Origin of the sequence: Streptomyces sp. NBC_00045 (genome assembly GCF_045041095.1) — a bacterium.
Classification (GTDB): domain Bacteria; phylum Actinomycetota; class Actinomycetes; order Streptomycetales; family Streptomycetaceae; genus Streptomyces.
In genome coordinates this window covers 1,732,724-1,759,242 of sequence record NZ_CP108271.1, presented here as the reverse complement: position 1 = coordinate 1,759,242, position 26,519 = coordinate 1,732,724, and the positions used below count along the sequence as shown (strand labels likewise).

29 protein-coding genes are annotated in these 26,519 nt (G+C 71.6%); 23 read left to right on the top strand and 6 right to left on the bottom strand.

Annotation, left to right across the window (positions count from 1 at the left end):
• Positions 1–49 precede the first annotated feature (49 nt).
• The 8 genes from OHA65_RS08335 (at position 50) to OHA65_RS08300 (ending at position 8,612) form a co-directional block, all read left to right on the top strand.
• Positions 50–1,159: a quinone-dependent dihydroorotate dehydrogenase gene (locus OHA65_RS08335; RefSeq protein WP_327282492.1), complete on the top strand. Its 1,110-nt coding sequence runs from the start codon at positions 50–52 to the stop codon at positions 1,157–1,159.
• A gap of 26 nt (positions 1,160–1,185) precedes the next feature.
• The gene (gene pyrF / locus OHA65_RS08330; RefSeq protein ID WP_327285575.1) at positions 1,186–2,028 is read left to right on the top strand and encodes an orotidine-5'-phosphate decarboxylase; all 843 of its coding nucleotides are present in this window, start codon (positions 1,186–1,188) and stop codon (positions 2,026–2,028) included.
• Between the two features lie 301 nt (positions 2,029–2,329).
• A complete protein-coding gene (locus tag OHA65_RS08325) occupies positions 2,330–2,653 on the top strand; it encodes an integration host factor (RefSeq protein WP_008740406.1) in 324 nt (107 codons plus the stop codon).
• A 61-nt stretch (positions 2,654–2,714) separates the two neighbouring features.
• Positions 2,715–3,278 carry a guanylate kinase gene (gmk, locus tag OHA65_RS08320; protein WP_329313021.1) on the top strand — a complete coding sequence of 188 codons (564 nt, stop codon included), beginning with the start codon at positions 2,715–2,717 and terminating at the stop codon, positions 3,276–3,278.
• Between the two features lie 73 nt (positions 3,279–3,351).
• Positions 3,352–3,624 (top strand): DNA-directed RNA polymerase subunit omega, encoded by a 273-nt coding sequence (rpoZ, locus tag OHA65_RS08315; RefSeq protein WP_004948662.1) that lies wholly within the window; start codon positions 3,352–3,354, stop codon positions 3,622–3,624.
• Between the two features lie 99 nt (positions 3,625–3,723).
• A complete protein-coding gene (gene coaBC / locus OHA65_RS08310) occupies positions 3,724–4,938 on the top strand; it encodes a bifunctional phosphopantothenoylcysteine decarboxylase/phosphopantothenate--cysteine ligase CoaBC (protein ID WP_327282490.1) in 1,215 nt (404 codons plus the stop codon).
• 195 nt (positions 4,939–5,133) lie between these two features.
• Complete coding sequence (gene metK / locus OHA65_RS08305) at positions 5,134–6,342, top strand: methionine adenosyltransferase (RefSeq protein ID WP_327282489.1); 1,209 nt, start codon at positions 5,134–5,136, stop codon at positions 6,340–6,342.
• A 137-nt stretch (positions 6,343–6,479) separates the two neighbouring features.
• The gene (locus OHA65_RS08300; protein ID WP_327282488.1) at positions 6,480–8,612 is read left to right on the top strand and encodes a primosomal protein N'; all 2,133 of its coding nucleotides are present in this window, start codon (positions 6,480–6,482) and stop codon (positions 8,610–8,612) included.
• A 273-nt stretch (positions 8,613–8,885) separates the two neighbouring features.
• On the opposite strand, the gene OHA65_RS08295 is transcribed toward OHA65_RS08300, so the two are convergent.
• Positions 8,886–9,404 (bottom strand): hypothetical protein, encoded by a 519-nt coding sequence (locus tag OHA65_RS08295; RefSeq protein WP_405761687.1) that lies wholly within the window; start codon positions 9,402–9,404, stop codon positions 8,886–8,888.
• 289 nt (positions 9,405–9,693) lie between these two features.
• On the opposite strand from OHA65_RS08295, the gene fmt reads away from it, so the two are divergent.
• The 7 genes from fmt to OHA65_RS08260 all read left to right on the top strand — a co-directional run bounded on the left by fmt (position 9,694) and on the right by OHA65_RS08260 (position 16,115).
• Positions 9,694–10,638, top strand: coding sequence for a methionyl-tRNA formyltransferase (gene fmt, locus OHA65_RS08290; RefSeq protein ID WP_327282486.1), 945 nt, complete (start codon positions 9,694–9,696; stop codon positions 10,636–10,638).
• A 74-nt stretch (positions 10,639–10,712) separates the two neighbouring features.
• Entirely contained in the window at positions 10,713–12,173 is a 1,461-nt protein-coding gene (locus tag OHA65_RS08285; RefSeq protein WP_327282485.1) for a transcription antitermination factor NusB, read from the top strand.
• 845 nt (positions 12,174–13,018) lie between these two features.
• Positions 13,019–13,705 (top strand): ribulose-phosphate 3-epimerase, encoded by a 687-nt coding sequence (gene rpe / locus OHA65_RS08280; protein ID WP_327282484.1) that lies wholly within the window; start codon positions 13,019–13,021, stop codon positions 13,703–13,705.
• Between the two features lie 91 nt (positions 13,706–13,796).
• Positions 13,797–14,843 (top strand): sugar-binding domain-containing protein, encoded by a 1,047-nt coding sequence (locus tag OHA65_RS08275; RefSeq protein ID WP_327282483.1) that lies wholly within the window; start codon positions 13,797–13,799, stop codon positions 14,841–14,843.
• A gap of 117 nt (positions 14,844–14,960) precedes the next feature.
• Positions 14,961–15,182, top strand: a complete 222-nt coding sequence (locus OHA65_RS08270; protein ID WP_030157491.1) for a CarD family transcriptional regulator — start codon at positions 14,961–14,963, stop codon at positions 15,180–15,182.
• Between the two features lie 70 nt (positions 15,183–15,252).
• Positions 15,253–15,726: a ribonuclease domain-containing protein gene (locus OHA65_RS08265; protein ID WP_405761684.1), complete on the top strand. Its 474-nt coding sequence runs from the start codon at positions 15,253–15,255 to the stop codon at positions 15,724–15,726.
• Positions 15,723–16,115, top strand: a complete 393-nt coding sequence (locus OHA65_RS08260; RefSeq protein WP_328762156.1) for a barstar family protein — start codon at positions 15,723–15,725, stop codon at positions 16,113–16,115. The genes OHA65_RS08265 and OHA65_RS08260 overlap by 4 nt, the downstream gene beginning before the upstream one ends.
• A 160-nt stretch (positions 16,116–16,275) precedes the next feature.
• On the opposite strand, the gene OHA65_RS08255 is transcribed toward OHA65_RS08260, so the two are convergent.
• The 5 genes from OHA65_RS08255 to OHA65_RS08235 all read right to left on the bottom strand — a co-directional run bounded on the left by OHA65_RS08255 (position 16,276) and on the right by OHA65_RS08235 (position 19,731).
• Positions 16,276–16,755, bottom strand: a complete 480-nt coding sequence (locus tag OHA65_RS08255; RefSeq protein ID WP_327282480.1) for a group II truncated hemoglobin — start codon at positions 16,753–16,755, stop codon at positions 16,276–16,278.
• Positions 16,752–17,087 (bottom strand): putative quinol monooxygenase, encoded by a 336-nt coding sequence (locus OHA65_RS08250; protein WP_030157498.1) that lies wholly within the window; start codon positions 17,085–17,087, stop codon positions 16,752–16,754. Before OHA65_RS08250 ends, OHA65_RS08255 begins: the two co-directional genes overlap by 4 nt.
• Before the next feature lie 77 nt (positions 17,088–17,164).
• Positions 17,165–17,683 carry a hypothetical protein gene (locus OHA65_RS08245; protein WP_327282479.1) on the bottom strand — a complete coding sequence of 173 codons (519 nt, stop codon included), beginning with the start codon at positions 17,681–17,683 and terminating at the stop codon, positions 17,165–17,167.
• A 54-nt stretch (positions 17,684–17,737) separates the two neighbouring features.
• The gene (locus OHA65_RS08240) at positions 17,738–19,462 is read right to left on the bottom strand and encodes an FAD-dependent oxidoreductase (protein ID WP_405761680.1); all 1,725 of its coding nucleotides are present in this window, start codon (positions 19,460–19,462) and stop codon (positions 17,738–17,740) included.
• Positions 19,459–19,731, bottom strand: coding sequence for a UBP-type zinc finger domain-containing protein (locus OHA65_RS08235; protein ID WP_327282477.1), 273 nt, complete (start codon positions 19,729–19,731; stop codon positions 19,459–19,461). The genes OHA65_RS08240 and OHA65_RS08235 overlap by 4 nt, the downstream gene beginning before the upstream one ends.
• A 268-nt stretch (positions 19,732–19,999) precedes the next feature.
• Between OHA65_RS08235 and OHA65_RS08230 the strand changes: the two genes are divergently transcribed.
• From OHA65_RS08230 to OHA65_RS08195, 8 genes are read left to right on the top strand one after another with little or no spacing between them, the layout of a single operon-like run.
• The gene (locus OHA65_RS08230) at positions 20,000–20,824 is read left to right on the top strand and encodes a type 1 glutamine amidotransferase domain-containing protein (protein WP_327282476.1); all 825 of its coding nucleotides are present in this window, start codon (positions 20,000–20,002) and stop codon (positions 20,822–20,824) included.
• Positions 20,825–20,856: 32 nt separating this feature from the next.
• Positions 20,857–22,506: a thiamine pyrophosphate-binding protein gene (locus tag OHA65_RS08225; RefSeq protein WP_327282475.1), complete on the top strand. Its 1,650-nt coding sequence runs from the start codon at positions 20,857–20,859 to the stop codon at positions 22,504–22,506.
• 40 nt (positions 22,507–22,546) lie between these two features.
• Entirely contained in the window at positions 22,547–22,978 is a 432-nt protein-coding gene (locus OHA65_RS08220) for a nuclear transport factor 2 family protein (RefSeq protein ID WP_405761678.1), read from the top strand.
• A gap of 23 nt (positions 22,979–23,001) precedes the next feature.
• Complete coding sequence (locus OHA65_RS08215) at positions 23,002–23,457, top strand: nuclear transport factor 2 family protein (protein ID WP_327282473.1); 456 nt, start codon at positions 23,002–23,004, stop codon at positions 23,455–23,457.
• A gap of 13 nt (positions 23,458–23,470) precedes the next feature.
• Positions 23,471–23,851 (top strand): nuclear transport factor 2 family protein, encoded by a 381-nt coding sequence (locus OHA65_RS08210; protein WP_327282472.1) that lies wholly within the window; start codon positions 23,471–23,473, stop codon positions 23,849–23,851.
• A gap of 13 nt (positions 23,852–23,864) precedes the next feature.
• The gene (locus OHA65_RS08205; protein WP_327282471.1) at positions 23,865–25,478 is read left to right on the top strand and encodes a GMC oxidoreductase; all 1,614 of its coding nucleotides are present in this window, start codon (positions 23,865–23,867) and stop codon (positions 25,476–25,478) included.
• Positions 25,471–26,082: a DJ-1/PfpI family protein gene (locus OHA65_RS08200; RefSeq protein ID WP_327282470.1), complete on the top strand. Its 612-nt coding sequence runs from the start codon at positions 25,471–25,473 to the stop codon at positions 26,080–26,082. Before OHA65_RS08205 ends, OHA65_RS08200 begins: the two co-directional genes overlap by 8 nt.
• The gene (locus OHA65_RS08195; RefSeq protein WP_327282469.1) at positions 26,082–26,519 is read left to right on the top strand and encodes a VOC family protein; all 438 of its coding nucleotides are present in this window, start codon (positions 26,082–26,084) and stop codon (positions 26,517–26,519) included. Before OHA65_RS08200 ends, OHA65_RS08195 begins: the two co-directional genes overlap by 1 nt.

Sequence of the window (26,519 nt, the reverse complement as noted above, 5' to 3'; positions counted from 1 at the left end):
TGCGCGTCGGTGTCCCCCTCGTCATGAGCGCACAAGGGATCTTCTCGACATGTACAAGCTCTTCTTCAACCTGGTCTTCAAGCGCATGGACCCGGAGCAGGCCCACTACGCGGCCTTCGGCTGGATCCGCGGCGCGGCCCGCACCCCCGTGCTGCGCACCTTCGTGGCGGCTGCCCTCGCACCGCGGTACAAGGAGCTGCGCACCGAGGCGCTCGGCCTGCGGATGCACGGCCCGTTCGGCCTCGCGGCGGGCTTCGACAAGAACGCCGTCGCCATCGACGGGATGTCGATGCTCGGCTTCGACCACATCGAGATCGGCACGGTCACGGCCCAGGCGCAGCCGGGCAACCCCAAGAAGCGGCTGTTCCGCCTCGTGGCGGACCGCGCGCTGATCAACCGCATGGGCTTCAACAACGAGGGCTCTGCGGCCGTGGCGGCCCGCCTGGCGGCCCGCGTGCCGGTCTTCAAGACCGTCGTGGGCGTCAACATCGGCAAGACCAAGGTCGTGCCGGAGGAGGAGGCCGTGGCGGACTACGTCGTCTCCACGGAGCGGCTGGCCCGCCACGCGGACTACCTGGTCGTCAACGTCTCCTCGCCGAACACGCCGGGCCTGCGCAACCTCCAGGCCACCGAGTCCCTGCGCCCGCTCCTGACGGCCGTGCGGGAGGCCGCGGACCGCACCGTGACCGACCGCCGGGTCCCGCTCCTGGTGAAGATCGCGCCGGACCTCGCGGACGAGGACGTGGACGCGGTCGCGGACCTGGCGCTGGAGCTGGGCCTGGACGGCATCATCGCGACCAACACCACCATCGCGCGCGACGGGCTGGGCCTGAAGTCCGCCCCGGAACTCGTGAAGGAGACCGGGGGTCTGTCCGGCGCCCCGGTCAAGGAGCGCTCCCTGGAGGTCCTGCGCCGCCTGTACGCCCGTGTGGGCGACCGCCTGGTGCTGGTGGGCGTCGGGGGCGTCGAGAACGCCGAGGACGCCTGGCAGCGCATCCTGGCCGGCGCGACCCTCGTCCAGGGGTACAGCGCGTTCATCTACGAGGGCCCGTTCTACGCCCGCGCCATCCACAAGGGTCTGGCCGCGCGCCTGGCCAACAGCCCCTACGCGACCCTCGCCGAGGCCGTCGGCGCCGAAACCCGAAAGGCCGCCCAGTGACCGAGACCCACGCGCACGAGACCGCCGTGACCCCCGTCACCCCCTTCGGCACCCGCCTGCGCGCGGCGATGGACGCGCGCGGCCCGCTGTGCGTGGGCATCGACCCGCACGCGGCCCTCCTCTCGTCGTGGGGCCTGAACGACGACATCGCGGGCCTGGAGAAGTTCTCCCGCACGGTCGTCGAGGCGCTGGCCGACTCGGTCGCCGTCTTCAAGCCGCAGGCGGCCTTCTTCGAGCGCTTCGGCTCCAAGGGCATCGCGGTGCTGGAGCAGACCGTGGCCGATGCGCGGGCCGCGGGCACGCTGGTCGTGATGGACGCGAAGCGCGGCGACATCGGCTCGACCATGGCCGCGTACGCGCAGACCTTCCTGTCGCCGTCCTCGCCGCTGTTCTCCGACGCCCTGACGGTCTCCCCGTACTTGGGCTACGGCTCGCTGGAGCCGGCGGTGGAACTCGCACGCCGCTCGGGCGCCGGTCTGTTCGTACTCGCGCTGACCTCGAACCCGGAGGGCGCGGAGGTGCAGCGCGCGGTACGCGAGGACGGCCGGACCGTCGGCGCGACGATGCTGGGGCACCTCGCGGCGGAGAACGCGGGCGCCTCCCCGATGGGCTCCTTCGGAGCGGTGGTCGGCGCCACGCTGGGCGACCTGTCGTCCTTCGACCTGGACATCAACGGTCCGCTGCTGGCTCCCGGCATCGGCGCGCAGGGCGCGACGGCGGCCGACCTGCCGGCGGTCTTCGGCGCGGCCGTGCGCAACGTGGTTCCGAACGTGTCGCGGGGCGTGCTGAAGCACGGTCCGGACGCCGCCGCCCTGCGCGACTCGGCCACCCGGTTCGCCGACGAAATCCGCGAGGCGGTCTCGGCCTGAGCCTTCTCGGGAGTGCCGTCGGACGGGCCGGCCGCGCCGCACGTCGTACGGTCTGACGAAAATCGAACGTCTTTCATCGGACAAAACCGGGGTGTTTTGTCCGTGATGTACGGTTCAGTGGAGGCTGACCAGGACTTTTCGTCCGTTCTCGCTGACTGGAGCGGCCCAGGCCGCTAGTCTCCGACCAGAGTGAACGAGCAGCGAACGAGTTCCACCGCTGTTCGGGCATTCGCCTGGTGTGGCGCCCTGGGGCTCCGCACCGGTCCGTATCCGACAGTTCGACATCCGAGGTGACGCAGGCGTGGCTCTTCCGCCCCTTACCCCTGAACAGCGCGCAGCCGCGCTCGAAAAGGCCGCCGCGGCTCGCCGGGAGCGGGCCGAGGTGAAGAATCGACTCAAGCACTCCGGCGCTTCGCTCCAAGAGGTCATCAAGACGGGTCAGGAGAACGACGTCATCGGCAAGATGAAGGTCTCCGCCCTGCTGGAGTCCCTGCCCGGCGTGGGCAAGGTCCGTGCCAAGCAGATCATGGAGCGCCTCGGCATCTCCGAGTCCCGGCGTGTCCGAGGTCTCGGCTCCAACCAGATCGCGTCTCTGGAGCGTGAGTTCGGCACTCCTGCCGGCTGACGCGTTGCCTGAAGTTCTCCCGGCGTTCTCAGGCAGTCCCGAGAACCTGGATAATCGCTCTATGGCAGCAGAGGTTCGTCCGCGGCTGACCGTGCTCTCCGGCCCCTCGGGGGTCGGCAAGAGCACGGTCGTCGCGCATATGCGCAAGGTCCACCCCGAGGTATGGCTCTCGGTGTCGGCCACCACCCGCAAGCCGCGGCCCGGTGAGCGACACGGAGTCCACTACTTCTTCGTCAACGACGACGAGTTCGACAAGCTGATCGCCAATGGCGAGCTGCTGGAGTGGGCCGAGTTCGCGGGCAACCGCTACGGCACACCGCGCGGCGCGGTGTCGGAACGACTGGAGAACGGCGAGCCCGTCCTCCTGGAGATCGACCTGCAGGGCGCCCGACTCGTCCGCGAGTCCATGCCCGAGGCGCAGCTCGTCTTCTTGGCGCCGCCGAGCTGGGACGAGCTGGTCCGCCGGCTCACCGGACGCGGCACCGAGTCGCCCGAGGTCATCCAGCGCAGGCTGGAGACCGCCAAGGTCGAGCTCGCTGCCGAATCCGAGTTCGACACCACCCTGGTCAACACCTCCGTCGAGGACGTGGCGCGTGAGCTGCTAGCCTTGATGGAAGTTGTTTGATCGTTGATCGATGTTCAGTCGATCGGTGTTCGCCAACGTTTCGATCTTTCAACCCATCTTCGGAAGGTAGAGCGTGTCCTCTTCCATCACTGCGCCCGAGGGCATCATCAACCCGCCGATCGACGAGCTGCTTGAGGCCACGGACTCGAAGTACAGCCTCGTGATCTACGCGGCCAAGCGCGCGCGTCAGATCAACGCGTACTACTCGCAGCTCGGTGAGGGCCTGCTTGAGTACGTAGGCCCGCTGGTGGACACCCACGTCCACGAGAAGCCGCTTTCGATCGCGCTGCGCGAGATCAACGCGGGTCTGCTGACCTCCGAGGCCATCGAGGCCCCGGCCCAGTAAGGCACCGAGAATTCCTTTCACCACAGGCCCGGCAGAACATCTGCCGGGCCTGTGGTGTGTCATAGACGGGTACGACGATCAGCGATAGGGGCGTGTGTGGTGGGTAAGCCGAAGGTCGTGCTCGGAGTCAGCGGCGGGATCGCCGCGTACAAGGCGTGCGAGCTGCTGCGCCGGCTGACCGAGTCCGGGCACGAGGTGCGTGTCGTCCCCACGGCGGCGTCCCTGAACTTCGTGGGCGAGGCCACCTGGGCCGCGCTATCCGGGAACCCGGCCGGGACGGAGGTCTGGGAGACCGTCCACGAGGTCCCGCACGTCCGCATCGGCCAGGCGGCCGACCTCGTCGTCGTCGCCCCCGCCACCGCCGACATGCTCGCCAAGGCCGCCCACGGCCTCGCCGACGACCTCCTCACGAACACGCTCCTCACCGCCCGCTGTCCGGTGGTGTTCGCCCCCGCCATGCACACCGAGATGTGGGAGCACCCCGCGACCCAGGAGAACGTGGCCACGCTGCGCCGCCGTGGCGCCGTCGTCATCGAGCCCGCCGTCGGCCGGCTCACCGGGAAGGACACCGGCAAGGGGCGGCTGCCCGACCCCGAGGAGATCTACGAGGTGTGCCGCAGGGTCCTGGCCCGAGGGGTGGCCGAGCCCGACCTGGCCGGCCGGCACGTGGTGATCAGCGCGGGCGGCACGCGCGAGCCGCTCGACCCGGTCCGCTTCCTCGGCAACCGCTCCTCCGGCAAGCAGGGCTACGCGCTGGCCCGCACGGCCGTCGCCCGCGGGGCCCGGGTCACCCTCGTGGCCGCCAACACCGCACTGGCCGACCCGGCCGGCGCGGACGTCGTACGGGTCGGGACGGCCGTACAGCTGCGTGAGGCCGTCCTCAAGGCGGCCTCCGACGCCGACGCCGTCGTGATGGCCGCGGCCGTGGCCGACTTCAGGCCGGCCGAGTACGCGGGCGGCAAGATCAAGAAGAAGGACGGGCAGGAACCGGCCCCGGTGGCCCTCGTGCGCAACCCCGACGTCCTCGCCGAGATCTCGGCCGACCGGGCCCGGGAAGGCCAGGTCGTGGTCGGTTTCGCCGCCGAAACCGACGACGTGCTCGCGAACGGCCGGGCCAAACTGCTCCGCAAGGGGTGTGATCTTCTCGTCGTGAACGAGGTCGGCGAAAGCAAGACCTTCGGTTCGGAGGAGAACGAGGCCGTCATCCTGGCCTCCGATGGGGGCGAGACTCAGGTTCCCTATGGACCGAAGGAGGCGCTGGCCGAAGCGATTTGGGATCAGGTCACTTCGCGACTCGCACCGCGACGCGCCTGAGCGACTGCTCTTCTCGTAGCCGATTCCATGAGCCAGAATGGAGTGCCGCAGGTCACGTGCCTCCCACAAGGCGAGACAGGTGGTCCGGCAAACGGTGGCGACCGATAAACTGCATTCGGAACGAGACCGGGCGCAGCTCCCGGTGTGGTTCCGCCAAATGATCAGCCAGCAGCCGCTGCAACCCCAGGGAGCGTTGTGTCCCGTCGCCTGTTCACCTCGGAGTCTGTCACCGAGGGTCACCCCGACAAGATCGCTGACCAGATCAGCGACACGATCCTCGACGCACTTCTCACCGAGGACCCGACCTCGCGTGTGGCCGTGGAGACCCTCATCACCACCGGTCTCGTCCACATCGCCGGTGAGGTGACGACGAAGGCGTACGCGCCGATCGCGCAGCTCGTCCGCGACAAGATCCTTGAGATCGGCTACGACTCCTCGAAGAAGGGCTTCGACGGCGCCTCCTGCGGCGTGTCGGTGTCCATCGGCGCGCAGTCCCCCGACATCGCGCAGGGCGTCGACACCGCCTACGAGAAGCGCGTCGAGGGCGACGAGGACGAGCTCGACAAGCAGGGCGCGGGCGACCAGGGCCTGATGTTCGGCTACGCGTGCGACGAGACGCCCGAGCTCATGCCGCTGCCGATCCACATCGCGCACCGGCTCTCGCGCCGCCTGTCCGAGGTCCGCAAGAACGGCACCATCCCGTACCTGCGCCCCGACGGCAAGACCCAGGTCACCATCGAGTACGACGGCGACAAGGCCGTCCGCCTCGACACCGTCGTCGTGTCCTCGCAGCACGCCTCGGACATCGACCTGGACTCGCTGCTCGCCCCGGACATCCGCGAGTTCGTCGTCGAGCACGTGCTCAAGGAGCTCGTCGAGGACGGCATCAAGCTCGACACCGACGGCTACCGGCTGCTGGTGAACCCGACCGGCCGCTTCGAGATCGGCGGCCCGATGGGCGACGCCGGCCTGACCGGCCGCAAGATCATCATCGACACGTACGGCGGCATGGCCCGCCACGGCGGCGGCGCCTTCTCGGGCAAGGACCCGTCGAAGGTCGACCGCTCCGCCGCGTACGCGATGCGCTGGGTCGCCAAGAACGTGGTCGCCGCCGGCCTCGCCTCGCGCTGCGAGGTCCAGGTCGCGTACGCCATCGGCAAGGCCGAGCCCGTCGGCCTGTTCGTCGAGACCTTCGGGACCGCCAAGGTGGAGGTCCAGAAGATCGAGGACGCGATCGGCCAGGTCTTCGACCTCCGCCCGGCCGCGATCATCCGCGACCTCGACCTGCTGCGCCCGATCTACGCCCAGACCGCAGCGTACGGCCACTTCGGCCGCGAGCTGCCGGACTTCACCTGGGAGCGCACCGACCGCGTCGACGCCCTGCGCGCGGCCGCCGGCCTGTAAGACCCCCGCGTACCCCGCGTACGCAGCCGTACGGCCCCGGACCCCTGTGGTCCGGGGCCGTACGCGTGCACCGGGCGCCCGGTGCTGGGCCCGGCCGGGCCCGTCCGTTGTCGGTGGGGTTTGGTAAGAATGCGGGTGTGAGCAGCACGAACGAATCCGGGCAGCGGGGCGGGGACGAGAGTCCCGGCGGTCCGCCGGAGCAGCTCGCGCTGATGCGGGAGATGGTCGCCGAAGCGAAGGCCAAGGCCCCCAAGGCCAAACCGCGCACCTGGCGCGGCGCCGCCCTCGCCAAGGAGCTGCCGGTCGCCCGGATCCTCGTCAACAAGGGCGTGCTCCACCTCGACCAGCTCTGGGACTACGCCGTTCCCGAAGAGCTCTCCGAGGCCGCCCGGCCCGGCGTCCGTGTCCGGGTCCGCTTCGGCGCCGGCTCCCACCAGGTCCACGGCGGCCGCCGCGAGGGCGGCGGCCTCATCGACGGGTTCATCGTCGAACGCCGCGCCGAATCCGATTACAACGGCGCCCTGGCCGCCCTCGCCCACGTGGTGTCGCCCGAGGTCGTGCTCACCCCGAGCATGCTCGCCCTGGCCCGGGCGGTCGCCGACCGGTACGCGGGCAGCCTGGCCGACGTGCTCCAGCTCGCCCTGCCCCCGCGCAACGCCCGCGCCGAGGCCAAGCCCTCGCCCGAACCGCTGCCGCCGCCCGCCGCCCCCGAACCCGGCGGCTGGACGCGGTACGGCTCCGGCCCCGCCTTCCTGCGGGCCCTCGCCGGCGGCGGCGCACCCCGCGCCGTCTGGACGGCCCTGCCCGGCCCCGGCTGGGCCGACGAGCTGGCCCGTGCCATGGCCGCCACCCTCGCCTCCGGTCGGGGAGCCCTCGCCGTCCTGCCCGACGGGCGCACCGCAGCCCGGGTCGACGCCGCACTGACCGCCCTGCTCGGTGAGGGACGGCACGCGCTGCTGACCGCCGAATCCGGCCCCGAGAGGCGATACCGCCAGTGGCTCGCCGTGCACCGGGGCTCGGTGCGGGCCGTCATCGGCACCCGCGCCGCGATGTTCGCGCCCGTACAGGACCTCGGGCTGGTCGCGATCTGGGACGACGGCGACTCCAGCCACAGCGACGACAACGCACCGTTCCCGCACGTACGGGAGGTGCTGGAGCTGCGCGCCGTCGGCGACGGCTGCGGATTCCTGGCCGGGAGCACGAGCTGCACCGTGGAGGCCGCCCAACTGGTCGAGACGGGCTGGGCCCGTCCGCTCGTCGCCGACCGGGAGACGGTACGGGCCTGCGCACCCCGGATCCGGACCGTGGGCGACGAACTGCTGGCCCGGGACGAGGCGGCGCGCGCCGCCCGGCTGCCGAGCCTGGCCTGGGAGACCGTACGGGAGGGGCTGAAGTCCGGGCCCGTGCTCGTGCAGGTGCCCCGGCGCGGTTACGCACCTCGGCTGGCCTGCGAGCGGTGCCGCACCCCCGCCCGCTGCAAGGTCTGCGCCGGGCCGCTGGAGGCCCCCGACGCGCGGGACCTGCACTGCGGCTGGTGCGGCAGGCAGGAGACCGCCTGGCACTGCGAGGAGTGCGGGTCGTTCCGGCTGCGCGCCCAGGTGGTGGGCGCCCGACGGACCGCCGAGGAGCTGGGGCGGGCCTTTCCGGCCGTGCCCGTCCGCACGTCCGGCCGCGACCACGTCCTCGACGAGGTGCCCGACCGGCCCGCGCTCGTCGTGTGCACCCCCGGCGCCGAGCCGGTCGCGGCGGGCGCCGGGTACGCGGCGGCGCTGCTGCTGGACGGCTGGGCGATGCTGACCCGGCCCGACCTGCGGGCCGGCGAGGACGCGCTGCGCCGGTGGATCGCGGCCGCCTCGCTGGTCCGGGGCGAGGGGCAGGTCGTCGTGGTCGCCGAGCCGACGCTGCGGCCGGTCCAGGCCCTCGTGCGCTGGGACCCGGTGGGCCACGCGGTACGGGAGCTCGCGGAGCGGGCCCAGCTCGGCTTCCCGCCGGTGTCCCGGATGGCGGCCGTGGCCGGCCGGGGCGAGGCGGTGGAGGCCTTCCTGGCCGGCGCCGGGCTGCCACCGGACGCGGAGGTGCTGGGCCCGGTCCCGGTGCCGGGGCGGCGCGGCGAGCCGTCGCCGGGGGAGCGGGCCCTGGTCCGCGTCCCACCCGGCAGCGGGGCCGCACTCGCGGCCGCCCTCAAGGCGGCCCAGGCGGCCCGGCTGGCCCGCGGAGTCCCGGCGGCGGAGGCGATCCGCGTCCGCATCGACCCCCCGGACATCGGCTAGGCCCCTGCTCGGGCTCGGGCATGGGCCATCGGGCGCGGGCGGCGCGGGGTGGGGTCCGGCCATCGCCCGGCAGGGGCGCCGGGGGGGCACGAACCCGGCTCGTGCCGCACACGGCCGGACGGGGCGGGGCCCGTGGCCTTCCGGCGGCTTTGACCCGGCGCAGCCGAACGCCTCCGGCGGGACGACCACGCGGGTCGTTCCGCCGGAGGCGCTGGGTACGGGGGCGGGCCCCCTCGGCCGTCGGAGGTCGGCGTTCCGGCGGCCGGCCGCGGGTCAGCCGTTGCGGGGCCCCGGGAAAGCCGCGGAGCGGGACGCGGCCGCGGCCTGGGACTCCTCGCGCACCGGCTGCGGCGGCACCGAACGGGCCGCCGGGACCGTGGGCAGCGGCCCGAGGGTCCGCGCGCTCGCGCCCTCGGCCAGCGGCTCCGCGGACTCCGCGGCCTGTGCCCGGCGGGCCCCGTACCGGCGGTGCACGGCCTGCTTGGTGACGCCGAGCGCGGAACCCACAGCGTCCCACGAGAAGCCGAGCGAGCGGTCGAAGTCCACCGCGGCGGTCACCAGCGTCTCGACGCTGTCCCGCAGCTCCTGCGCGAGGCGGACGGTGGGCGCGGGAGCCCGGCCGTAGACGACGAAGCCCGTGGAGGGACCCGAGCGGCGCGGGCGGTACACATTGCCGAGCTGGGCGGTGAGCGTACGCAGAGCATCCACCTGCCGGCGAACCCGCTCGATGTCCCGCACCAGGAGGTGCAGGCTGGCCCGTGCTTGGGCGTCGTGGGTGGCGTGGTCGGCCATGAAGAAGCCTCTCGAACCGGTGCTGAAGAGCGGATCGGGCCGCAGACACCGTTCTCATCGCGCGGCCCGGCTTTCGGTCAATCTCTCTTGACCAACGCGCCAAACGGCACGGAAGTCACGCACCGGGGGCGTGTCGGCATATGCGAGAGGCGCGCGTGTGTGCGTACGCCCCCTGACGGACCGCCAGGTACCGTCCGGACGCCCGCCGATCAGGCCGGGGAGCCCCCTCGGGCGCCGGGACCATAGACTGGTGTGCTGCTGACAGTCGAGATAGCGAGGTAGGACCCAAGTGAAGCTCGTCTTCGCAGGCACCCCCGAGGTCGCCGTGCCCGCCCTGGACGCCCTGATCGCCTCCGGGCGCCACGAGGTCGCCGCCGTCGTCACCCGGCCCGACGCACCGGCCGGCCGCGGCCGCCGGCTCGTCGCCAGCCCGGTCGCCGAGCGCGCCGAGGAAGCCGGCATCGAGGTCCTCAAGCCGGCGAAGCCGCGGGACCCCGAGTTCCAGGCCCGGCTGCGCGAGATCGACCCCGACTGCTGCCCGGTCGTCGCGTACGGCGCGCTGCTGCCCAAGAGCGCCCTCGACATCCCCCGCCGCGGCTGGGTCAACCTCCACTTCTCGCTGCTGCCCGCCTGGCGCGGCGCCGCGCCCGTGCAGCACTCGATCATGGCCGGGGACCAGGTCACCGGCGCCTCCACCTTCCTCATCGAGGAGGGCCTGGACTCCGGCCCCGTCTACGGGCACCTGACCGAGGAGATCCGGCCCACCGACACCAGCGGCGACCTGCTGACCCGCCTGGCCTTCGCCGGCGCCGGCCTGCTGGCCGCCACCATGGACGGCATCGAGGACGGCACCCTGCGCGCCGTCGGACAGCCCGCCGACGGGCTCTCCCTCGCCCCCAAGATCACCGTCGAGGACGCCCGGATCGACTGGAACGCCCCGGCGATGCGCGCCGACCGCGTCGTGCGCGGCTGCACCCCCGCCCCCGGCGCGTGGACCGTCTTCCGCGGGGAGCGGCTCAAGCTGATCTCCGTCGGTCTGGTCACCGACCGCACCGACCTGGCGCCCGGCGAGCTCGCCGCGGCCAAGAACAACGTGTACGTCGGCACCGGCTCGCACGCCGTGGAACTGCTCTGGGTACAGCCCCAGGGCAAGAAGCCGATGCGCGGCGCCGACTGGGCGCGCGGCGTGCGGATCGCTCCCGGCGAGCGGGTCGGCGCCGCGGTCGTAGGCTGATCCGTACCGGCAACCCGTTCGGGCACCGGCCCGTAGTCAACAGCAGCACCTCGTAAACCCGGAGCACCTTTCACGTGAGCGAACAGTCCCGTCCCCCGCGCAGCGCCGCAGGCCAGCGGCCGGCCAAGCCGTACCGCCGCCCCAAGAAGGACCCCGTCCGGATGCTCGCCTTCGAGGCGCTCCGGGCGGTGGGCGAACGCGACGCGTACGCGAACCTCGTCCTGCCCCCGCTGCTGCGCAAGGCCCGCCAGGACGAGAACTTCCTGGCGCGGGACGCCGCGCTGGCCACCGAGCTGGTGTACGGCACGCTGCGCCGGCAAGGCACGTACGACGCAGTCATCAAGGCCTGCATCGACCGGCCGCTGCGGGAGGTGGACCCGCCGGTCCTGGACGTGCTCTCGCTCGGCGCCCACCAGCTGCTCGGTACCCGCATCCCCACGCACGCGGCGGTCTCCGCCAGCGTGGAGCTCGCCCGCGTGGTGCTCGGCGACGGACGCGCCAAGTTCGTGAACGCCGTACTGCGCAAGATCGCCGCGCACGACCTCGACGGCTGGCTGGAGCGGGTCGCCCCGCCGTACGAGGACGACGCCGAGGAACACCTCGCGGTCTACCACTCCCACCCGAGGTGGGTCGTCAGCGCCCTGTGGGACGCACTCGGCGGCGGCCGGGCCGGCATCGAGGACCTCCTCGAAGCGGACAACGAGCGGCCCGAAGTCACACTGGTCGCACGGCCCGGACGGTCCACGACCGAGGAACTGGTCGAAGCGGTCGGCGAGGACTCGGCGCTGCCGGGGCGCTGGTCGCCGTACGCCGTCCGGATGGCCGAGGGCGGCGAGCCCGGCGCACTGGAGGCCGTCCGAGAGGGCCGCGCCGGCGTCCAGGACGAGGGCAGCCAGCTGGTGGCGATGGCCCTGGCGGCGGCGCCGGTCGAAGGCAGCGACGAGCGCTGGCTCGACGGCTGCGCGGGCCCCGGCGGCAAGGCCGCCCTGCTCGCCGCCCTGGCGGCCCAGCGCGGGGCGTTCCTGCTGGCCTCCGAGAAGCAGCCGCACCGGGCGCGCCTCGTGGAACGCGCCCTGGCCGGCAACCCCGGCCCGTACCAGGTCATCGCCGCCGACGGCACCCGGCCGCCGTGGCGGCCGGGCACCTTCGACCGGGTCCTGATGGACGTCCCCTGCTCCGGTCTGGGCGCGCTGCGCCGGCGCCCCGAGGCCAGGTGGCGGCGCCGCCCCGAGGACCTGGAGGGCTTGGCACCGCTCCAGCGCGCACTGCTGCGCGAGGCCCTGTCGGCGGTCCGCATCGGCGGCGTCGTGGGCTACGCGACGTGCTCCCCGCACCTGGCCGAGACCCGGGTCGTCGTGGACGACGTCATCAAGGGCCGCGGCGCGGGCGCCTCGCCGGTCTCGGTCGAACTGATCGACGCCAGGCCGTACATGGCGGGCGTCCCGGCCCTCGGCGACGGCCCGGACGTACAGCTGTGGCCGCACCTGCACGGAACGGACGCGATGTACCTGGCGCTGATCCGCCGCACGGGGTAACACGGAGGGGCGGGGGCGGGGGTCCGGGGCCCGGATGGGGGGCATGGCTTCTCCCCGGGCCCCCGTCGCCGGCCCGGCTCGGTGATCCCGGGACGGGAACCCCGGATGGCAGGGGGCCCTGGCCAGCATCTCTGATTGGCAATGGCTTGGAACTGAACCCCCCGGCCATCCTTCGGGGGCTTCCCGGCAGTCTTTGGCATTCCGGGACGGGACGGCCAGTCAAGGGTGGAGCGCAGCGACATCGCGAAGCGACGCGAACGAAGAGAGCGCCCTTGACGGGCCGGCACGGCACGGAAGGACAGTGGACTGACGGGACGCCCCCGCACACTCCACCGACACCGCTCGGCTCAGACCCCGCCCCCAGGATCCCGCCCGATGTCACCGACTCCGAGTCGACAGCCCCCGCCCCCGGTCGAGCCCGCCGACATCGCCCGGGCCCGACCCGGCCCCCCGCATTCTGGTCGATGTCACCGATGTGGCTCGGCCCGGACCCGCCCCCAGGATCCCGCGATGTCACCGACTCCGAGTCGACAGCCCCCCGGCCCCCGGTCCAGCCCGCCGACACCGTCCCGCCCCGACCCGGCCCCCCGGTATCCCGGTCCACGTCACCGATGTGGCTCGGCCCGGACCGCCCCCGCGCCCCCCCGCCGACCTCGCCGATCCCGCCCCCGGCATTCCGGCTCGCCGGTCGTTCCGGCGGTGGGTGGTGCGGCGGTGTCGCTCCGGGCGGCGGGGATTCCGAAGGGCAAGTTAAGCGTTCTCCGTGATCGATTAAGCATGGCTGCGAGAGTCCCGAGTTGCGGGGTCGTGGCCGGAAGTGCACGGGGGCATGGCAGGCTTGGGGCATGGCCGCTCAGATTTATCCCAGCATCCTGTCCGCCGACTTCGCCCGCCTCGCCGAGGAGGCGAAGGCCGTGGAGGGGGCCGACTGGCTGCATGTCGACGTCATGGACAACCATTTCGTCCCGAACCTCACCCTCGGTGTGCCCGTCGTGGAGTCCCTGAGCCGCGCCACGGACATCCCGCTGGACCTGCACCTCATGATCGAGAACCCGGACCGGTGGGCTCCGCAGTACGTCGAGGCCGGAGCCGGGTCGGTCACCTTTCACGCCGAGGCCGCCGCCGCGCCCGTGCGGCTCGCGCGGGAGATCCGGGCCAAGGGCGCCCGCGCGTCCATGGCGCTCAAGCCGGCCACGCCGATCGAGCAGTACGAGGACATCCTCCCCGAGCTCGACATGCTGCTGATCATGACGGTCGAGCCGGGCTTCGGCGGCCAGCCCTTCCTCGACATCATGCTCCCCAAGATCCGCCGTACTCGGGAGCTCATCGCCAAGCACGGCCTGGAGCTGTGGCTCCAGGTCGACGGCGGGGTCTCGGCCACGACCATCGAGCGGTGCGCCGAGGCCGGCGCCGATGTGTTCGTCGCGGGAAGCGCCGTCTACGGGGCGGTCGACCCGTCCGCGGCCGTGCGTACTTTGCGGGAGCAGGCCGACGTCGCGATCGCCGCGGCGCCCTGGGCTTGTGACCACTGAAACGAGGGTTGGTGAACAGCTCGGTGAACGGGAGCTGTCCAGGCTGATCAACGGCCGCCGGATCTGACAGGATGAACGGCGAGTCGAGAGTGTGAACAGCAGTGAGGAGAACGCGGTGTCTGCAATGTCGGCGGGACGGTCAGCCCTGCGGATGGGACCCGCGGAGCTGGTGCAGGCGGCGGCCATGGCCCGCCGCTTCTACCTGGAGGGCAAGTCCAAGATCCAGATCGCCGAGGAATTCGGCGTGAGCCGCTTCAAGGTGGCCAGGGTCTTGGAGACGGCCCTTGAGCGTGACCTCGTACGGATCGAGATCCGGGTACCCGCCGAGCTCGATGCGGAGCGTTCCGACGCGCTGCGGGCCCGGTACGGGCTCCGGCACGCGGTCGTGGTCGAGTCCCCGGCCGACGCGACCGAGGACGCGCCGGACCCGGAGAACCTGGGCGCGGTCGCGGCCGACCTGCTCGGCGAGCTCGTCAACGAGGGTGACGTGCTGGGCCTGGCGTGGGGGCGGTCGACCATCCACATGGCCGCGTCCCTGCACCGGCTGCCGCAGTGCACCGTGGTACAGCTGACCGGCGTGTACGACGCCGGCACGGCCGAGCGCGGGTCCGTGGAGGCCGTACGGCGGGCCGCCCAGGTCTCGGGCGGCGACGCGCACCCGATCTACGCGCCGATGCTGCTCCCCGACCCGGCGACCGCGGCCGCGCTGCGGAACCAGACGGGGATCGCCCGGGCCTTCGAGTACTTCGACAAGGTGACCGTCGCGGCGGTCTCGATCGGCTCGTGGGAGCCCGGTATCTCGACCGTCCACGACATGCTGACGGACGAGGAGCGGGCCCACTACGCCTCGCTCGGTGTCGCGGCCGAAATGTCCGCCCACCTGTTCGATTCCGAAGGGCGTCGTGTCGGACGGGACCTCGGCGAGCGCTGCATCACCGTCGAGGCGGATCGGCTGCGCCGCATCCCCGAGGTCGTGGCCATCGCGGGCGGGCTCCGCAAGGCCTCCGCGATCGGGGCCGTGCTCCGGTCCGGGCTCGTGACCAGCCTGGTCACGGACACGGCGGTCGCGGACTACCTGCTCACCGAATCGGCCCCGGGGCTGCGGCCCGCGCTGGACCGCGCCGACCCGGACGACTGATCCGGGGCGGCGCGCGGCGCGCAGCACGGTGCCGCGGGAGGGTCGGGGCGGATGGTGCCGCAATTGAGATCCGAACGGCGGGCCGTGGGGCGGCCCGCGGGGCGCATACTGGTCTCAATGACAAAGTCCGCAGTACCTCGCCGCCATTTGCCGTCCAGCCCGTTCAAGGCCCCCGTGGAACCGCCGCTCCGGCAGTTCAGCGTCGGCGACCGGGTTTCTCACGACGAGCACGGCCTCGGCCGTGTCGTCGGTATCGAGGAGGGGATCGCCGTCCTGGTCGACTTCGGGTCGGTCCAGAAGAGAATTCTGAGTCCCTACACCAAGATGTCCGCGCTCTGAGGCCGTCGCCGTCTCGGCCACCGTCACCAGGCGATTCGCGAGCGAATCGGATATTTGGCACGATCGGTGCATGATCTTCAGGGACGTGCCCCAGTCGTTGCTGCGGTGTGTGGTGGGGGCGCTCTTCCTTTGCGTTGCGCTGGCCGGCGTGACGGGGTGCGGCGGGGTGAAGGCCGCGCCGCCGTCCGCCGCAGCCGGAGTGAGTTCAGGGGCCGATGCCCCTGCGTCCCCCTCGGCGCGGGTCTCGGCGCCCGCCTGGGCCAAAGGCATGGCGACCGTACGGGCCGACGCGCTGCCGGCGCAGGCCCGGGTCGTGCTCGCGCTGATCGACAAGGGCGGGCCGTACCCGTACCGGCAGGACGGGACCGTCTTCGGGAACTTCGAGAAGGTCCTCCCGCGGCAAAAACGTGGCTACTACCACGAGTTCACGGTGAACACCCCCGGTGAGCGCGACCGCGGAGCGCGGCGGATCGTGACCGGTGAGGGCGGGGAGTTCTTCTACACGGACGACCACTACGACACCTTCAAGGCGGTCCTGCGATGACCCTGGATCCGCAGCCGATCGCCCCGGCGCTGGCCCGAGCCGAGGAGGCGGGCTGGACGACGCTGCGGGTGGACCTGGGCGGCGTACACGGCAAGGCCGAGCTGCTGCGGCGGTGGGGTGCGGCGCTGGACGTGCCGGAGTGGTTCGGGGAGAACTGGGACGCGCTGGCCGATGCCCTGATCGACCTGTCGTGGTTGCCGGCCGCGCCGGGGCGCCTGGTGGTGGTGACGTCGTGGTCGTCGTACGCGGGGGCGCGGCCGGGGGAGTGGGAGACGCTGCGGGAGGTCCTGGAGGAGGCCGTCGCGTTCTGGCGCGATGCCGACGGAGGGGCGTTGGCCGTGGTCCTGGCCCAGGCCCCGGATGTTCCGCGGAGTCCGTCCCGGCGCTGAGCCGGTCACCGCACGGGTTCCTTGCCGGGCCCGTCCCGTCCTCGTTTCCGGGTCTCCGCCCCCGAAACCCCGCGCTTCGAGCGCCGCCGGGGCCACATGGGGCCGGAGGGGCCGAACGTCCCGGAGGGGCAGAGCGATCGGCTCTGCCCCCGGTACGGGTCTAGCTCTTCGGGATCCACGGGGGCGTTTGGCCCCAGGACCAGACGGGGATCTTCGCCGCGTCCACCGGTGGGGGGTTGGGGCCCGAGTAGATCAGGGCCATGCGGGTGCCCCATTCGATGTAGTACGCGAACACCGCGCGGAATTCGGGGTCCGTCGGGAGACCGACCTCGTCCGCCGTGTCCATCAGCAGGTCCACCCAGCGGCGGCGCTGTCGTTCGGTGATGCCGCGGCCCAGGTGCTTGGTGGCCATGTGCTGGTGGCCGCCGTGGTGGGCCGTGTACTGCGCCGGGCCGCCGAAGACCTCCGACAGCCAGACGGCGACGTGCTGGGGGTGCTCCGAGTCCATGCCCGCGAAGACCGGGGCCAGGATCTCGTCCTGCAGGGCGTGCGCGTAGAAGGCGTCGGTGAGGCGGTTCATCGCCTCCGCTCCGCCCATCCACTCGTAGATGGTGGGGGTGGTACCGGGTGTGGTGCTCATGACTGGGGTGCGGCCTTTCCGGGGCCGGCCACGTCGGTGACGCGGTAGTGCTGCATCTCCTCGATGGCCTTCACGTACGGGCGGATCGCGCTGAAGAACGCCGGGAAGTGCTCGCCCTTGCGGAATCCGTTGAGGTGGGCGTCGACCGAGGTCCAGCGGATGCGGAGGATGTAGCGCTCCCGGTCGTTCTCCTCCTCGCAGCGGGCCAGCTCGTAGTCGATGCACTCGGGTGACGCGGCCAGGGCCTCCGCGGCCTGCCGGTACGAGTCCTCGAAGGCCTGCTGGTCGTCCAATGCGATCCGGTAGCGGATGTATTCGACGGTGGTGGTCATGGGGCGTGCCTCTCCCTGTGATCGGTGCCGGTCGCAGTCAGACTTGCGTGATCATGCCCGGGTGGGGAGGACTTTCGTCATTCCGACCCAGACTTCTGGGAGTCTGCCGCCCCGGAGTCGTCGGACACGTCCGGGCCCGCGGCGCGGACCTGCTGGACCTTGGCCAGGGAGTCGCGGAGTTCGGTGAGCCACTCGTCCGTGTTGCGGCCGACGAGGCGTACGCACCACGCGAGGGCGTCGGCCCGGCTGCGGGCGACGCCGCCCGCGACAAGGGTGTCGAGGACCTGGCGCTCCGGCTGGCGCAGGCGCGTCATCACCGGGACGGCCAGGTGGGTGAACAGGATGCGGTCGTCGCCGGACTGGACGGCCCAGGCGACCTTGCGGCGGTAGAGCTCCTCCGCCTCCCGCGCCACCTCGATGCGCTGTTCGCGGGTGCGTTCGCGGAACTCCTTGACCGACTCGGTCGCCGGGATGGCGCCGACGACCGTGATCTCCTCGCGGTCGACCGCCACGTCGATCAGGGACTCGTACACGTCCACGGGGAGGCGGTCCGCGAACCACTTGCGAAGCTGCTCGCTCTGCTCGGATGTAATCATGTAATCAACGTTGCATCCGGCAGTCGCTTGATCGCAAGGGATTCGCGTTCGCTCTCAGCCCATCGACCGGTAGCGGTGGATGAGAGAGACCGCCATCGCGCCCTCGCCGACGCCCGACGCCACGCGCTTGACCGAGTGGGCCCGGACGTCGCCCGCCGCGAAGACGCCGGGCACGCTGGTCTCCAGCGGGTACGGGGCGCGCTCCAGGCTCCACTCCGCCGGGAGTTCGCCGCCGTTCGCGATCAGGTCGGACCCGGTGAGCACGAAGCCGTACTCGTCCCGCTCGACCATGCCGGACAGCCAGTCGGTGTGCGGGCGGGCGCCGATGAAGGTGAACATGAAGCGGGCCGGCACCCGTGTGTCCTCGCCCGTCGTCGCGTCGTGGAGGGTCAGCTCTTCCAGGTGCTCCTCGCCGTCCAGTCGGACCACCGTCGTGCGGACCTTGACCTCGATGTTGGGGGTGCGGTCGATCTCGTCGATCAGGTAGCGGGACATGCTCGCGTCCAGGGACTCCGCACGGACCAGGATGGTCACGCGGGCCGCGTACTTGGCGAAGTGCACCGCCGCCTGACCGGCCGAGTTCGCGCCGCCCACGATGAACACGTGCTGAGAGATGCAGGCCGAGCTCTCCGTGGTGGCGGCGCCGTAGTAGAGCCCGGCGCCCTCGAAGCGGTCCGCGCCGGGGGCCTGAAGGCGGTTGTACGAGACCCCGGTGGTCAGCAGCACCGTCTCGGCGCTGATCTCCGTGCCGTCGGCCAGGGTCAGGATCTTCGCCGGGTCGTCCCGGGTCAGCGAGACCACTTCCACCGGGTGCAGGATCTCGGCGCCGAACCGGGAGGCCTGGATGGTGGCGCGGCGGGTCAGGTCGCCGCCGGAGAGGCCCGAGGGGAAGCCGAGGTAGTTCTCGATCAGGCTGGAGGTGCCGGCCTGGCCGCCCGGGGCGCGGGAGTCCAGCATCAGGGTCGACAGGCCCTCCGAGGCCGCGTAGACGCCCGCCGCCAGGCCCGCGGGGCCCGCGCCGACGATGACGCACTCGTAGTGCGGGCGCGAGGCGGTGGTGGCCAGCCCGAGGCGCCGGGCGAGCTCCGTGTCGGACGGCGCGGAGAGCACCGCCCCGTCCGGGAAGCGGACGAGAGGGAGCACCGCGTCGGGCTGGGCGGCGATCAGGGTCAGGGCCTCGGGGTCGCGCTCGACGTTGAGGAAGCGGAACGGTTGGCCGTTGCGGGTGAAGAAGTCCCGGACGGCATGGGTGCCGGGGGAGACGAGGTGGCCGGCGACGATGATGCCGTCGTACGCGGGACGGTAGGTGGCCAGCCAGTCGGAGAGCAGGTCGTCCAGGACGGGGAAGAGCCGCTCGTGCGGCGGGTCCCACGGCTTGAGCAGGTAGTAGTCCAGCCGGACCCGGTTGATGGCGGTGATCGCCGCGTCCGTCTCCGCGTACGCCGTGAGCAGCACGCGGCGGGCGTCCGGGAAGCGGCTGACGGCCTCCAGCAGGAACTCGACGCCGGTCACGTCGGGCATCCGCTGGTCCACGAGGAACAGCGCCGGGTCGTGGCCGCGCTCGTCGAGGGAGTCCAGGATCTTGAGAGCGTCGGCGGCCGAGGACGCGCCGAGCACCCGGTAGCGGTCGCCGTAGGCGCTGCGCAGGTCGCGGCGGACGGCCCGCAGCACCTGCGGATCGTCGTCCACGGCCAGGATGACGGGCTTGCGGCTCTCCGCGCGCTCGGCGGCCGCGGCCGTCGTGGCGGGGGCGGTGGCGCTCTCCGGGGCCGCGCTCATGCCGCGTCCAGCATCAGCTTGTCGGCGTAGCACCAGGCCCAGGTCTCGCCGGGTTCGTGCGAGGCGGCGATGGGGTGCTCGGTGGTGCGGTAGTGCTTGGTGGCGTGGCGGTTCTTGGAGGAGTCGCAGCATCCGACGTGCCCGCAGCTCAGGCACATTCTCAGGTGCACCCAGGTGTCGCCGAGCACCAGGCACTCCTCGCAGCCCTCGGTGCCCGGCTTCACCGGACGTATCTGATCGATGTGTGTGCACAACAGGTCTGTCGTCATCGGCCCCGTCCCTCTCCTCGATCCTTCGCGCACCCCTGGATTCACGGCGCGTCCAGACCATAGGTCGGTGCCCCCGTAATGGTTCAGCGATTCGGCCGAAGTCAGGAAGTCTCGCGGCTACTTCATGACCTCCGGAAGTGACTACCTGAGGTGCCCCTGCGACCTGCCCGCCTACCTCACGAAGTCGCATACCGGCGCTTTGACGGGGGCCTCGGGCACAAGCAGTGTGGTGGACGCCAACGACAACAGGCGGCGCCTGGAGGAATCCGTGAGCAGAAAGATTCTGGTCATTGTCTCCGAACACGGTTACTGGGCCGAAGAACTGATAGGCCCCGTGTCGAAGTTCGATGAGCGGGGCTACGAAGTCGTATTCGCCACGCCGACCGGAAAGCGTGCGCACGCTCTTCCGCCGAGCCTCGACGCGAACTTCATCGACCCTCCACTGGGACGCTCGGTCACCACCGAGGAGAACGCCCGGCTGGGGCGGGAGTTCGAGCAGTCGAGCCGGCTGGACTCGCCGCTCGACATCGAGGCGTGGGTCCCGGAGCGGCCGTACACGAGCGACGAGGGCTACCTGCCCAAGCTTGAGCAGTACCACCGCGATCTGGACAAGCTGGAGTCGGACATCGCCGGCTACGACGCGATCCTGATCGTCGGCGGCAGCGGGCCCATCGTCGACCTCGCCAACAACGAGCGCGTGCACGCCCTGATCCTCGCCTTCAAGAAGGCCGGCAAGGTCGTGGCGGCCGAGTGCTACGGCGTGGCCTGCCTGGCCTTCGCCCGCGACTGGGGCGACCGCAAGAGCATCATCTGGGGCAAGCACGTGACCGGGCACTGCAAGGAGTACGACTACAAGGACGGCACCGGGTTCCTCGGTACCGACTTCAACATGGGCCCGCCGCCGTACCCGCTGGAGTACATCCTGCGCGATGCGACCGGCCCGAGCGGGGCGTACCACGGGAACTTCGGCCACCCGCTTTCGGTGATCGTCGACTTCCCGTTCGTGACCGGCCGCTCCACCCCCGATTCGTATCTCACGGGGCAGAAGATCGTGGAAGTCCTGGAGGAAGGCCTCACCCGCTACGGGTGGTGATCCGAAATCCCGTGAGAATGAGGGGGAGTTCGATGAATTCCGGAGCCACTCCCGGACGGGAAAGGCTGATCGAGCAGTTCAAGGCCGACGGCCTGAATGTGATGTTCGGAAATCCGGGGACGGTGGAACAGGGATTCCTCGACGCGGTGGACGCGGCGGACGACTTCCACTACGTCCTCGCCCTCCAGGAGACCGTGGCCGCCGGCATCGCCGACGGCTACGCCCGGGCCACCGGCGGCGCGGCCCTGCTCCAGCTCCACTCAGGGGTGGGGCTGGGCAACGGCATCGGGATGCTCTACCAGTCCCTGCGCGGCCACACCCCGCTCGTCGTGGTCGCCGGGGACGCCGGGGTCCGCTACGACGCCATGGACGCGCAGATGGCGTCCGACCTGGTGGCGATGGCCAAGCCGGTGACGAAGTACGCGACCCGGGTCACCGACCGGCACTCCGTGCTGCGCACCATTCGCCGGGCGGTCAAGATCGCCCTGACCCCGCCGCGCGGCCCGGTCTTCGTGGCGCTGCCGATGGACGTGCTGGACGAGCTGAACTCCGAGCCCGTCCTGCCCGCCGCGGTGCCGCTCACTGACGTGGCGCCCTCACCGGCTTCGGTGGGGCGGGCGGCCGAACTGCTGGCCTCCGCGGAGCGGCCCGTGGTCCTGGTCGGGGACGGTGTCTCGCTCTCCGGTGCCCAGCGCGAGCTCGTCGCCGTCGCCGAGCTGCTGGGCGCCGACGTGTACGAGGTGGACTCCTCCGAGGTGAACATCGCTGCCTCGCACCCGCTGCGCCGCGGCCAGACGGGCCACATGTTCGGCCCGCACAGCAGGGAACTCGTCGCCGGAGCGGACGGGGTGCTGATCGTCGGCACCTATGTCTTCCCGGAGGTGTTCCCCGAGCTGGAGAGCCCGTTCCGGGCCGGCGCCAAGGTCGTCCACATCGACCTGAACGCGTACGAGATCGCCAAGAACCACCCGGTGGACCTGGGCCTGGCGGCCGACCCCAAGCAGGCGCTGCGCGCGCTGGCCGGCGTACTCGAACGCCTGCTGACCCCGCAGCGGCGGGCGGCCGCGGCCGCCCGGCTCGACGCCCGCAGCCGGGAGCGGGCGCTGGCCGCCCGGTCGGCGGAGGCCGATCAGGACGGCACGCCGATGGCCGTCTTCCTGCGGACGCTGGCCGAGCGGACCGGCGGGGACCTGATCGTCTTCGACGAGGCGCTGACCACCTCCCCGCTGGTCACCCGGTACCTGCCGCCCGAGCGGCCGGGCGACTACCACCTCACCCGGGGCGGTTCGCTCGGCGTGGGCTTCCCGGGGGCGGTGGGGGCCAAGCTGGCCCGTCCGGACCGCCTCGTCGTCGGCTTCGCGGGCGACGGCGGGTCGATGTACACGTACCAGGCGCTGTGGACCGCGGTCCGGCACGGCATCGACGCCAAGTTCGTGGTCTGCAACAACCGCAAGTACCGGCTGCTGGACGACAACATCGCCCAGTACTGGCGGGAGCGGGACATCCCGCAGCACGGCTTTCCGGGTTCCTTCGACCTCTCCCACCCCGAGATCGACTTCGCCGGGTTGGCGCGGGCGCTGGGCGCCGGGGGGACGCGGGTGGAGAAGCCGGACGAGGCGGCCGCCGCGGTGGCCCGGATGCTGGAGCACCCCGGACCGTTCCTCGTCGACGTACAGATCTGAACCACCGCACCGCACACCACCACGGACAGGAGGAGACCGCATGCCCGCCGAGCGGCTGACCGAGGACGCGATCCGCACCTTCGCGGAGAACTGGTACGTAGCCCTGGACCAGCACCTGCCGCAGGACCAGGTGCTCGCCCTCATCACCGAGGACCTGGAGTTCAAGGTCCCCGAGGACACCTTCCTCGGACACCAGGGCTTCGGCCGCTGGTACACGGCGGTCACGAACCGCTTCTTCGACGAGGTCCACACCGTCACGAAGGTGGAGCCCGCCATCGAGGGCGACCGGGCGATCGTCCGGGTCCTCGTCAACTGGCAGGCCAAGATCTGGGACCCGCCGGCCGCCCGCAGCCAGTGGCTCGGCTTCGACGCCGACCAGACCTGGACGGTCGTGGCCGGTCCCGACGGGCCGCTGATCAAGCAGTACACCGTCAACGACCTGGCTCCGATGCCCGGTTCCGCCTCGCTCTGAGCGCCGGCGAAGGAGAAGCGACGATGACCGAAGTGACACGGGAGCGGGTCGAGGCGGCCTACGCCGCCCTCGGCTCCGGCGACCGCGCCCGCATCCTGGAGTACTACTCCGAGGACCTGCGCTGGCTGGTGCCGGGCAACCACCCGCTGGCCGGCTGGTACGAGAGCCTGGACGCCTTCCTGGAGCTGATGGGGCAGACGCACAAGCTCACGGGCGGCACCTTCCGCATGGACATCCAGTCCGTCCTCGTCGGCGAGGGCTGCAGCGCCGACGTGTGCCGCAACGTCGCCGTGCGCGACGGGGCGGACGGGGCGAGCCGGTCCCCGTACGAGCGGATGGACTACCCCGTCTTCCACTTCATGCGGTGGCGGGACGGCCGGATCATCGAGGGCCGCGACGGGCTCTTCGGGGACTCGGCGACCGCCTTCAGCCAGTTCTGGGCGCCGTTCGCGCCGGACGGAACCCGCCGGGACCGATAGGGGGAGGAGCGCGATGAGCGCCCTGGACGCACGAAAGATCCTTGAGAAGTACTACGAGTACGCCAACGCCGGGGACTGGGACCGCTGGTGCGACCTGTTCGCCGACGACCAGGTCATGGACGAGCAGCTCGCCGGACACATCGAGGGCCTGGAGGTCCTGCGCTCGATGATGAAGGGCATGGGGACGATGTACCGGGTCTTCCGGAACGAGCCCGTGCACTTCCTCGTCGACGGGGAGAAGGCCGCGGCCGTCTCCCACCTCAGCGCCGTCAGCACCTCCGGCGAGGCGATCGAGGCCGAGGTCATGAACTTCTTCCGGATCGTGGACGGAAAGATCGCCTACATGGCGAACTACCACGACACCGTTCCCTTCCAGGTGCTGGGCCAGGGCTGAGGGGGGCCGACTCGTGGCGAACGCCGAGAGAGAAGAGTACGACTACGTCATCGTGGGATCCGGCACCGCGGGCAGCGTCCTCGCGAACCGGCTCTCCGCGGACCCGGACGTCTCCGTCCTGGTCCTGGAGGCGGGCGGCAACCGCATCCCGCCCGAGGTGGACGACCCGTCCTCCTGGTACAAGCTGCTCGGCGGGCCCGTCGACTGGGGCTACACCAGCGTCCCGCAGCCCGGGCTCGACGGACGCCGCACGTACGAACCGCGCGGCAAGGCCCCCGGGGGCAGCAGCAACCTGTACATCATGATGCACATCCGGGGCCACGCCTCGGACTTCGACAACTGGGCCTACCAGGGGGCGGCCGGCTGGGCGTACGAGGACGTCCTGCCGTACTTCGCGCTCCTGGAGGGCCAGGAGGACGTCACCGCACCCACCACCGGGACCCGCGGCCCGCAGCGCATCACCAACGCCGGGCAGCACGGCCCCAACCCGGTCTCCCGCGCCTTCATCGACGCGGCCGTCGAGCTCGGCCACCAGGAGATCGCCGACTTCAACACCGACGGGCCCCGGCGCGGCCTCTTCGGCACCGGCTGGCACCACATCGACGTGGCCGACGGCCGCCGCCAGGGCACCCTCGCCGCCTACCTGGAGCCGGCCCTGGAGCGCCCCAACCTGACGCTGCGCACCAGCGCCCAGAGCACCCGGCTGCTCTTCGACGGCGACACCTGCACGGGCGTGGAGTACGTGCAGTTGGCGCCGCCCGCCGAGTTCCCCGGCCGGATCGTGCGCGACGGCCGCAGCGCCCCCGCCGAGCCCGGTCCGCACTCCGTACGGGCCCGCCGCGAGGTGATCGTGGCGGCCGGGGCGATCGAGTCCCCGAAGCTGCTGCTGCTCTCCGGCATCGGCGCGCCGGAGCAGCTGCGCGAGCACGGCATCGAGGTCACCGCGGCGCTGCCCGGCGTCGGCGAGAACTTCCACAACCACGTCCTGACCGGGCTGATGGCCGAGGTCACCCAGGAACTCCCGCCGCCGGCGCAGAACCTGTCGGAGAGCGCTCTGTTCCTGTCCTCGCAGCCGGGTCTGCCCGCCCCCGACCTGCAGATCGCCTTCGTCCACGTGCCGTTCGACGTGATCGTCGGCAAGGACCACCCGAACACGGTGAGCATCCTGCCCGGCGTCGTGCGGCCCGTTTCGCGCGGCTGGATCAAGCTCGCCAGCGCCGATCCGCTGGCCCACCCGCTGATCAACCCGAACTACCTGGGCGACCGGTGGGACCTGGAGCGGATGGTGCAGGGCATCAAACTGGCCCGGGAGATCTTCGCGACCTCGGCCTTCTCGCCCTGGTACAAGCAGGAGCTCCAGCCCGGTCCCGGTCACGACGGCGACGAGGACCTGCGGACCTTCGCGAAGCAGAAGTCGGAGAGCTACCACCACCAGGCCGGCTCCTGCCGCATGGGCATCGACGACCTCTCGGTCGTCGACCCCGAGCTGCGGGTGCACGGCGTACGCAACCTGCGCGTCGTCGACGCGAGCGTGATGCCCGCGGTCCCGTCGGGCAACTGCCACACCGCCATCGCGATGATCGCCGAGCGCGCGGCGGACTTCCTGAGGGGGGTGTCCCGTGCCTGACGCCGTGCTGCGCGAGGGTGCGCTGAGCGGGACCCGGATCGCGGTCCTGGTCGAGAGCGACTTCTACGAGCCGGAGATCTTCTACTACCAGCACCGGTTCGCCGAGGAGGGCGCCGAGGTCGACTTCCTGACCCGGCTGTGGGGCAACGACTCCATCACCTTCTCCGGGCACGAGTACCGGGCGCCGTTCACCGCCGACAAGTCCCTGGAGGGGCTGAGCGACGAGGAGCTGCGCCGGTACGCGGCGATCATCGTGCCCTCGGGCATGGTGGCCGACCGGCTGCGCTACACCGAGGACGTGGACGTCCTCGCGCCGGCCACGGAGCTGCTGCGCCGGGCCTTCGAGGAGCCGACGGTCCTCAAGGGGATCATCTGCCACGGCATGTGGCTGGCCGCCTCGATCCCGGACAAGATCGAGGGCCGCAAGGTGGTCTGCCACAACAACCTCATCGGCGACGTCCGGAACATGGGAGCCGAGTACGTCAACGAGGACGTGGTGGTCGACGGTGACCTGGTCACCGGTCGCACCGGTGCCCACCACCACCTCTTCGCCCGCCGGATCATCGAGCTGATCGCGGCGGGGCGGGGCCGGGGGGCCGGCTGATGGCCGGCATGGTCTGGTCGCACGTGGGCCTGAACTGCACGGACCAGAAGACCACCGAGGAGTTCTACACCCGGTACTTCGGCTTCACCCGGGCCCGGGTGGTCGATCTCGGGGAGGCCCAGATCGTGTTCCTGCGCCGCGGGGACGCGTACCTGGAGCTCTTCGCGACCGGCAGCGAAACGGGCCGCCCGGCGGTGGCCGGGGGAGACGGACCGCAGGCCCCCGGCCGGATGCGCCACCTGGCCTTCCAGACCGACAGCGTGGACGCGTTCCTGGCCGAGCTGGGCGACGCGGCCGAAGTGACCCTGGGGCCGCTGGACTTCGACGACTTCATCTGTGGCTGGCGGACCGTGTGGGTCCGCGATCCCGACGGGGTGATCGTCGAGGTCAGTCAGGGATTCGAGGACGACCGCTCACACGACAAGGACGGTGCATGA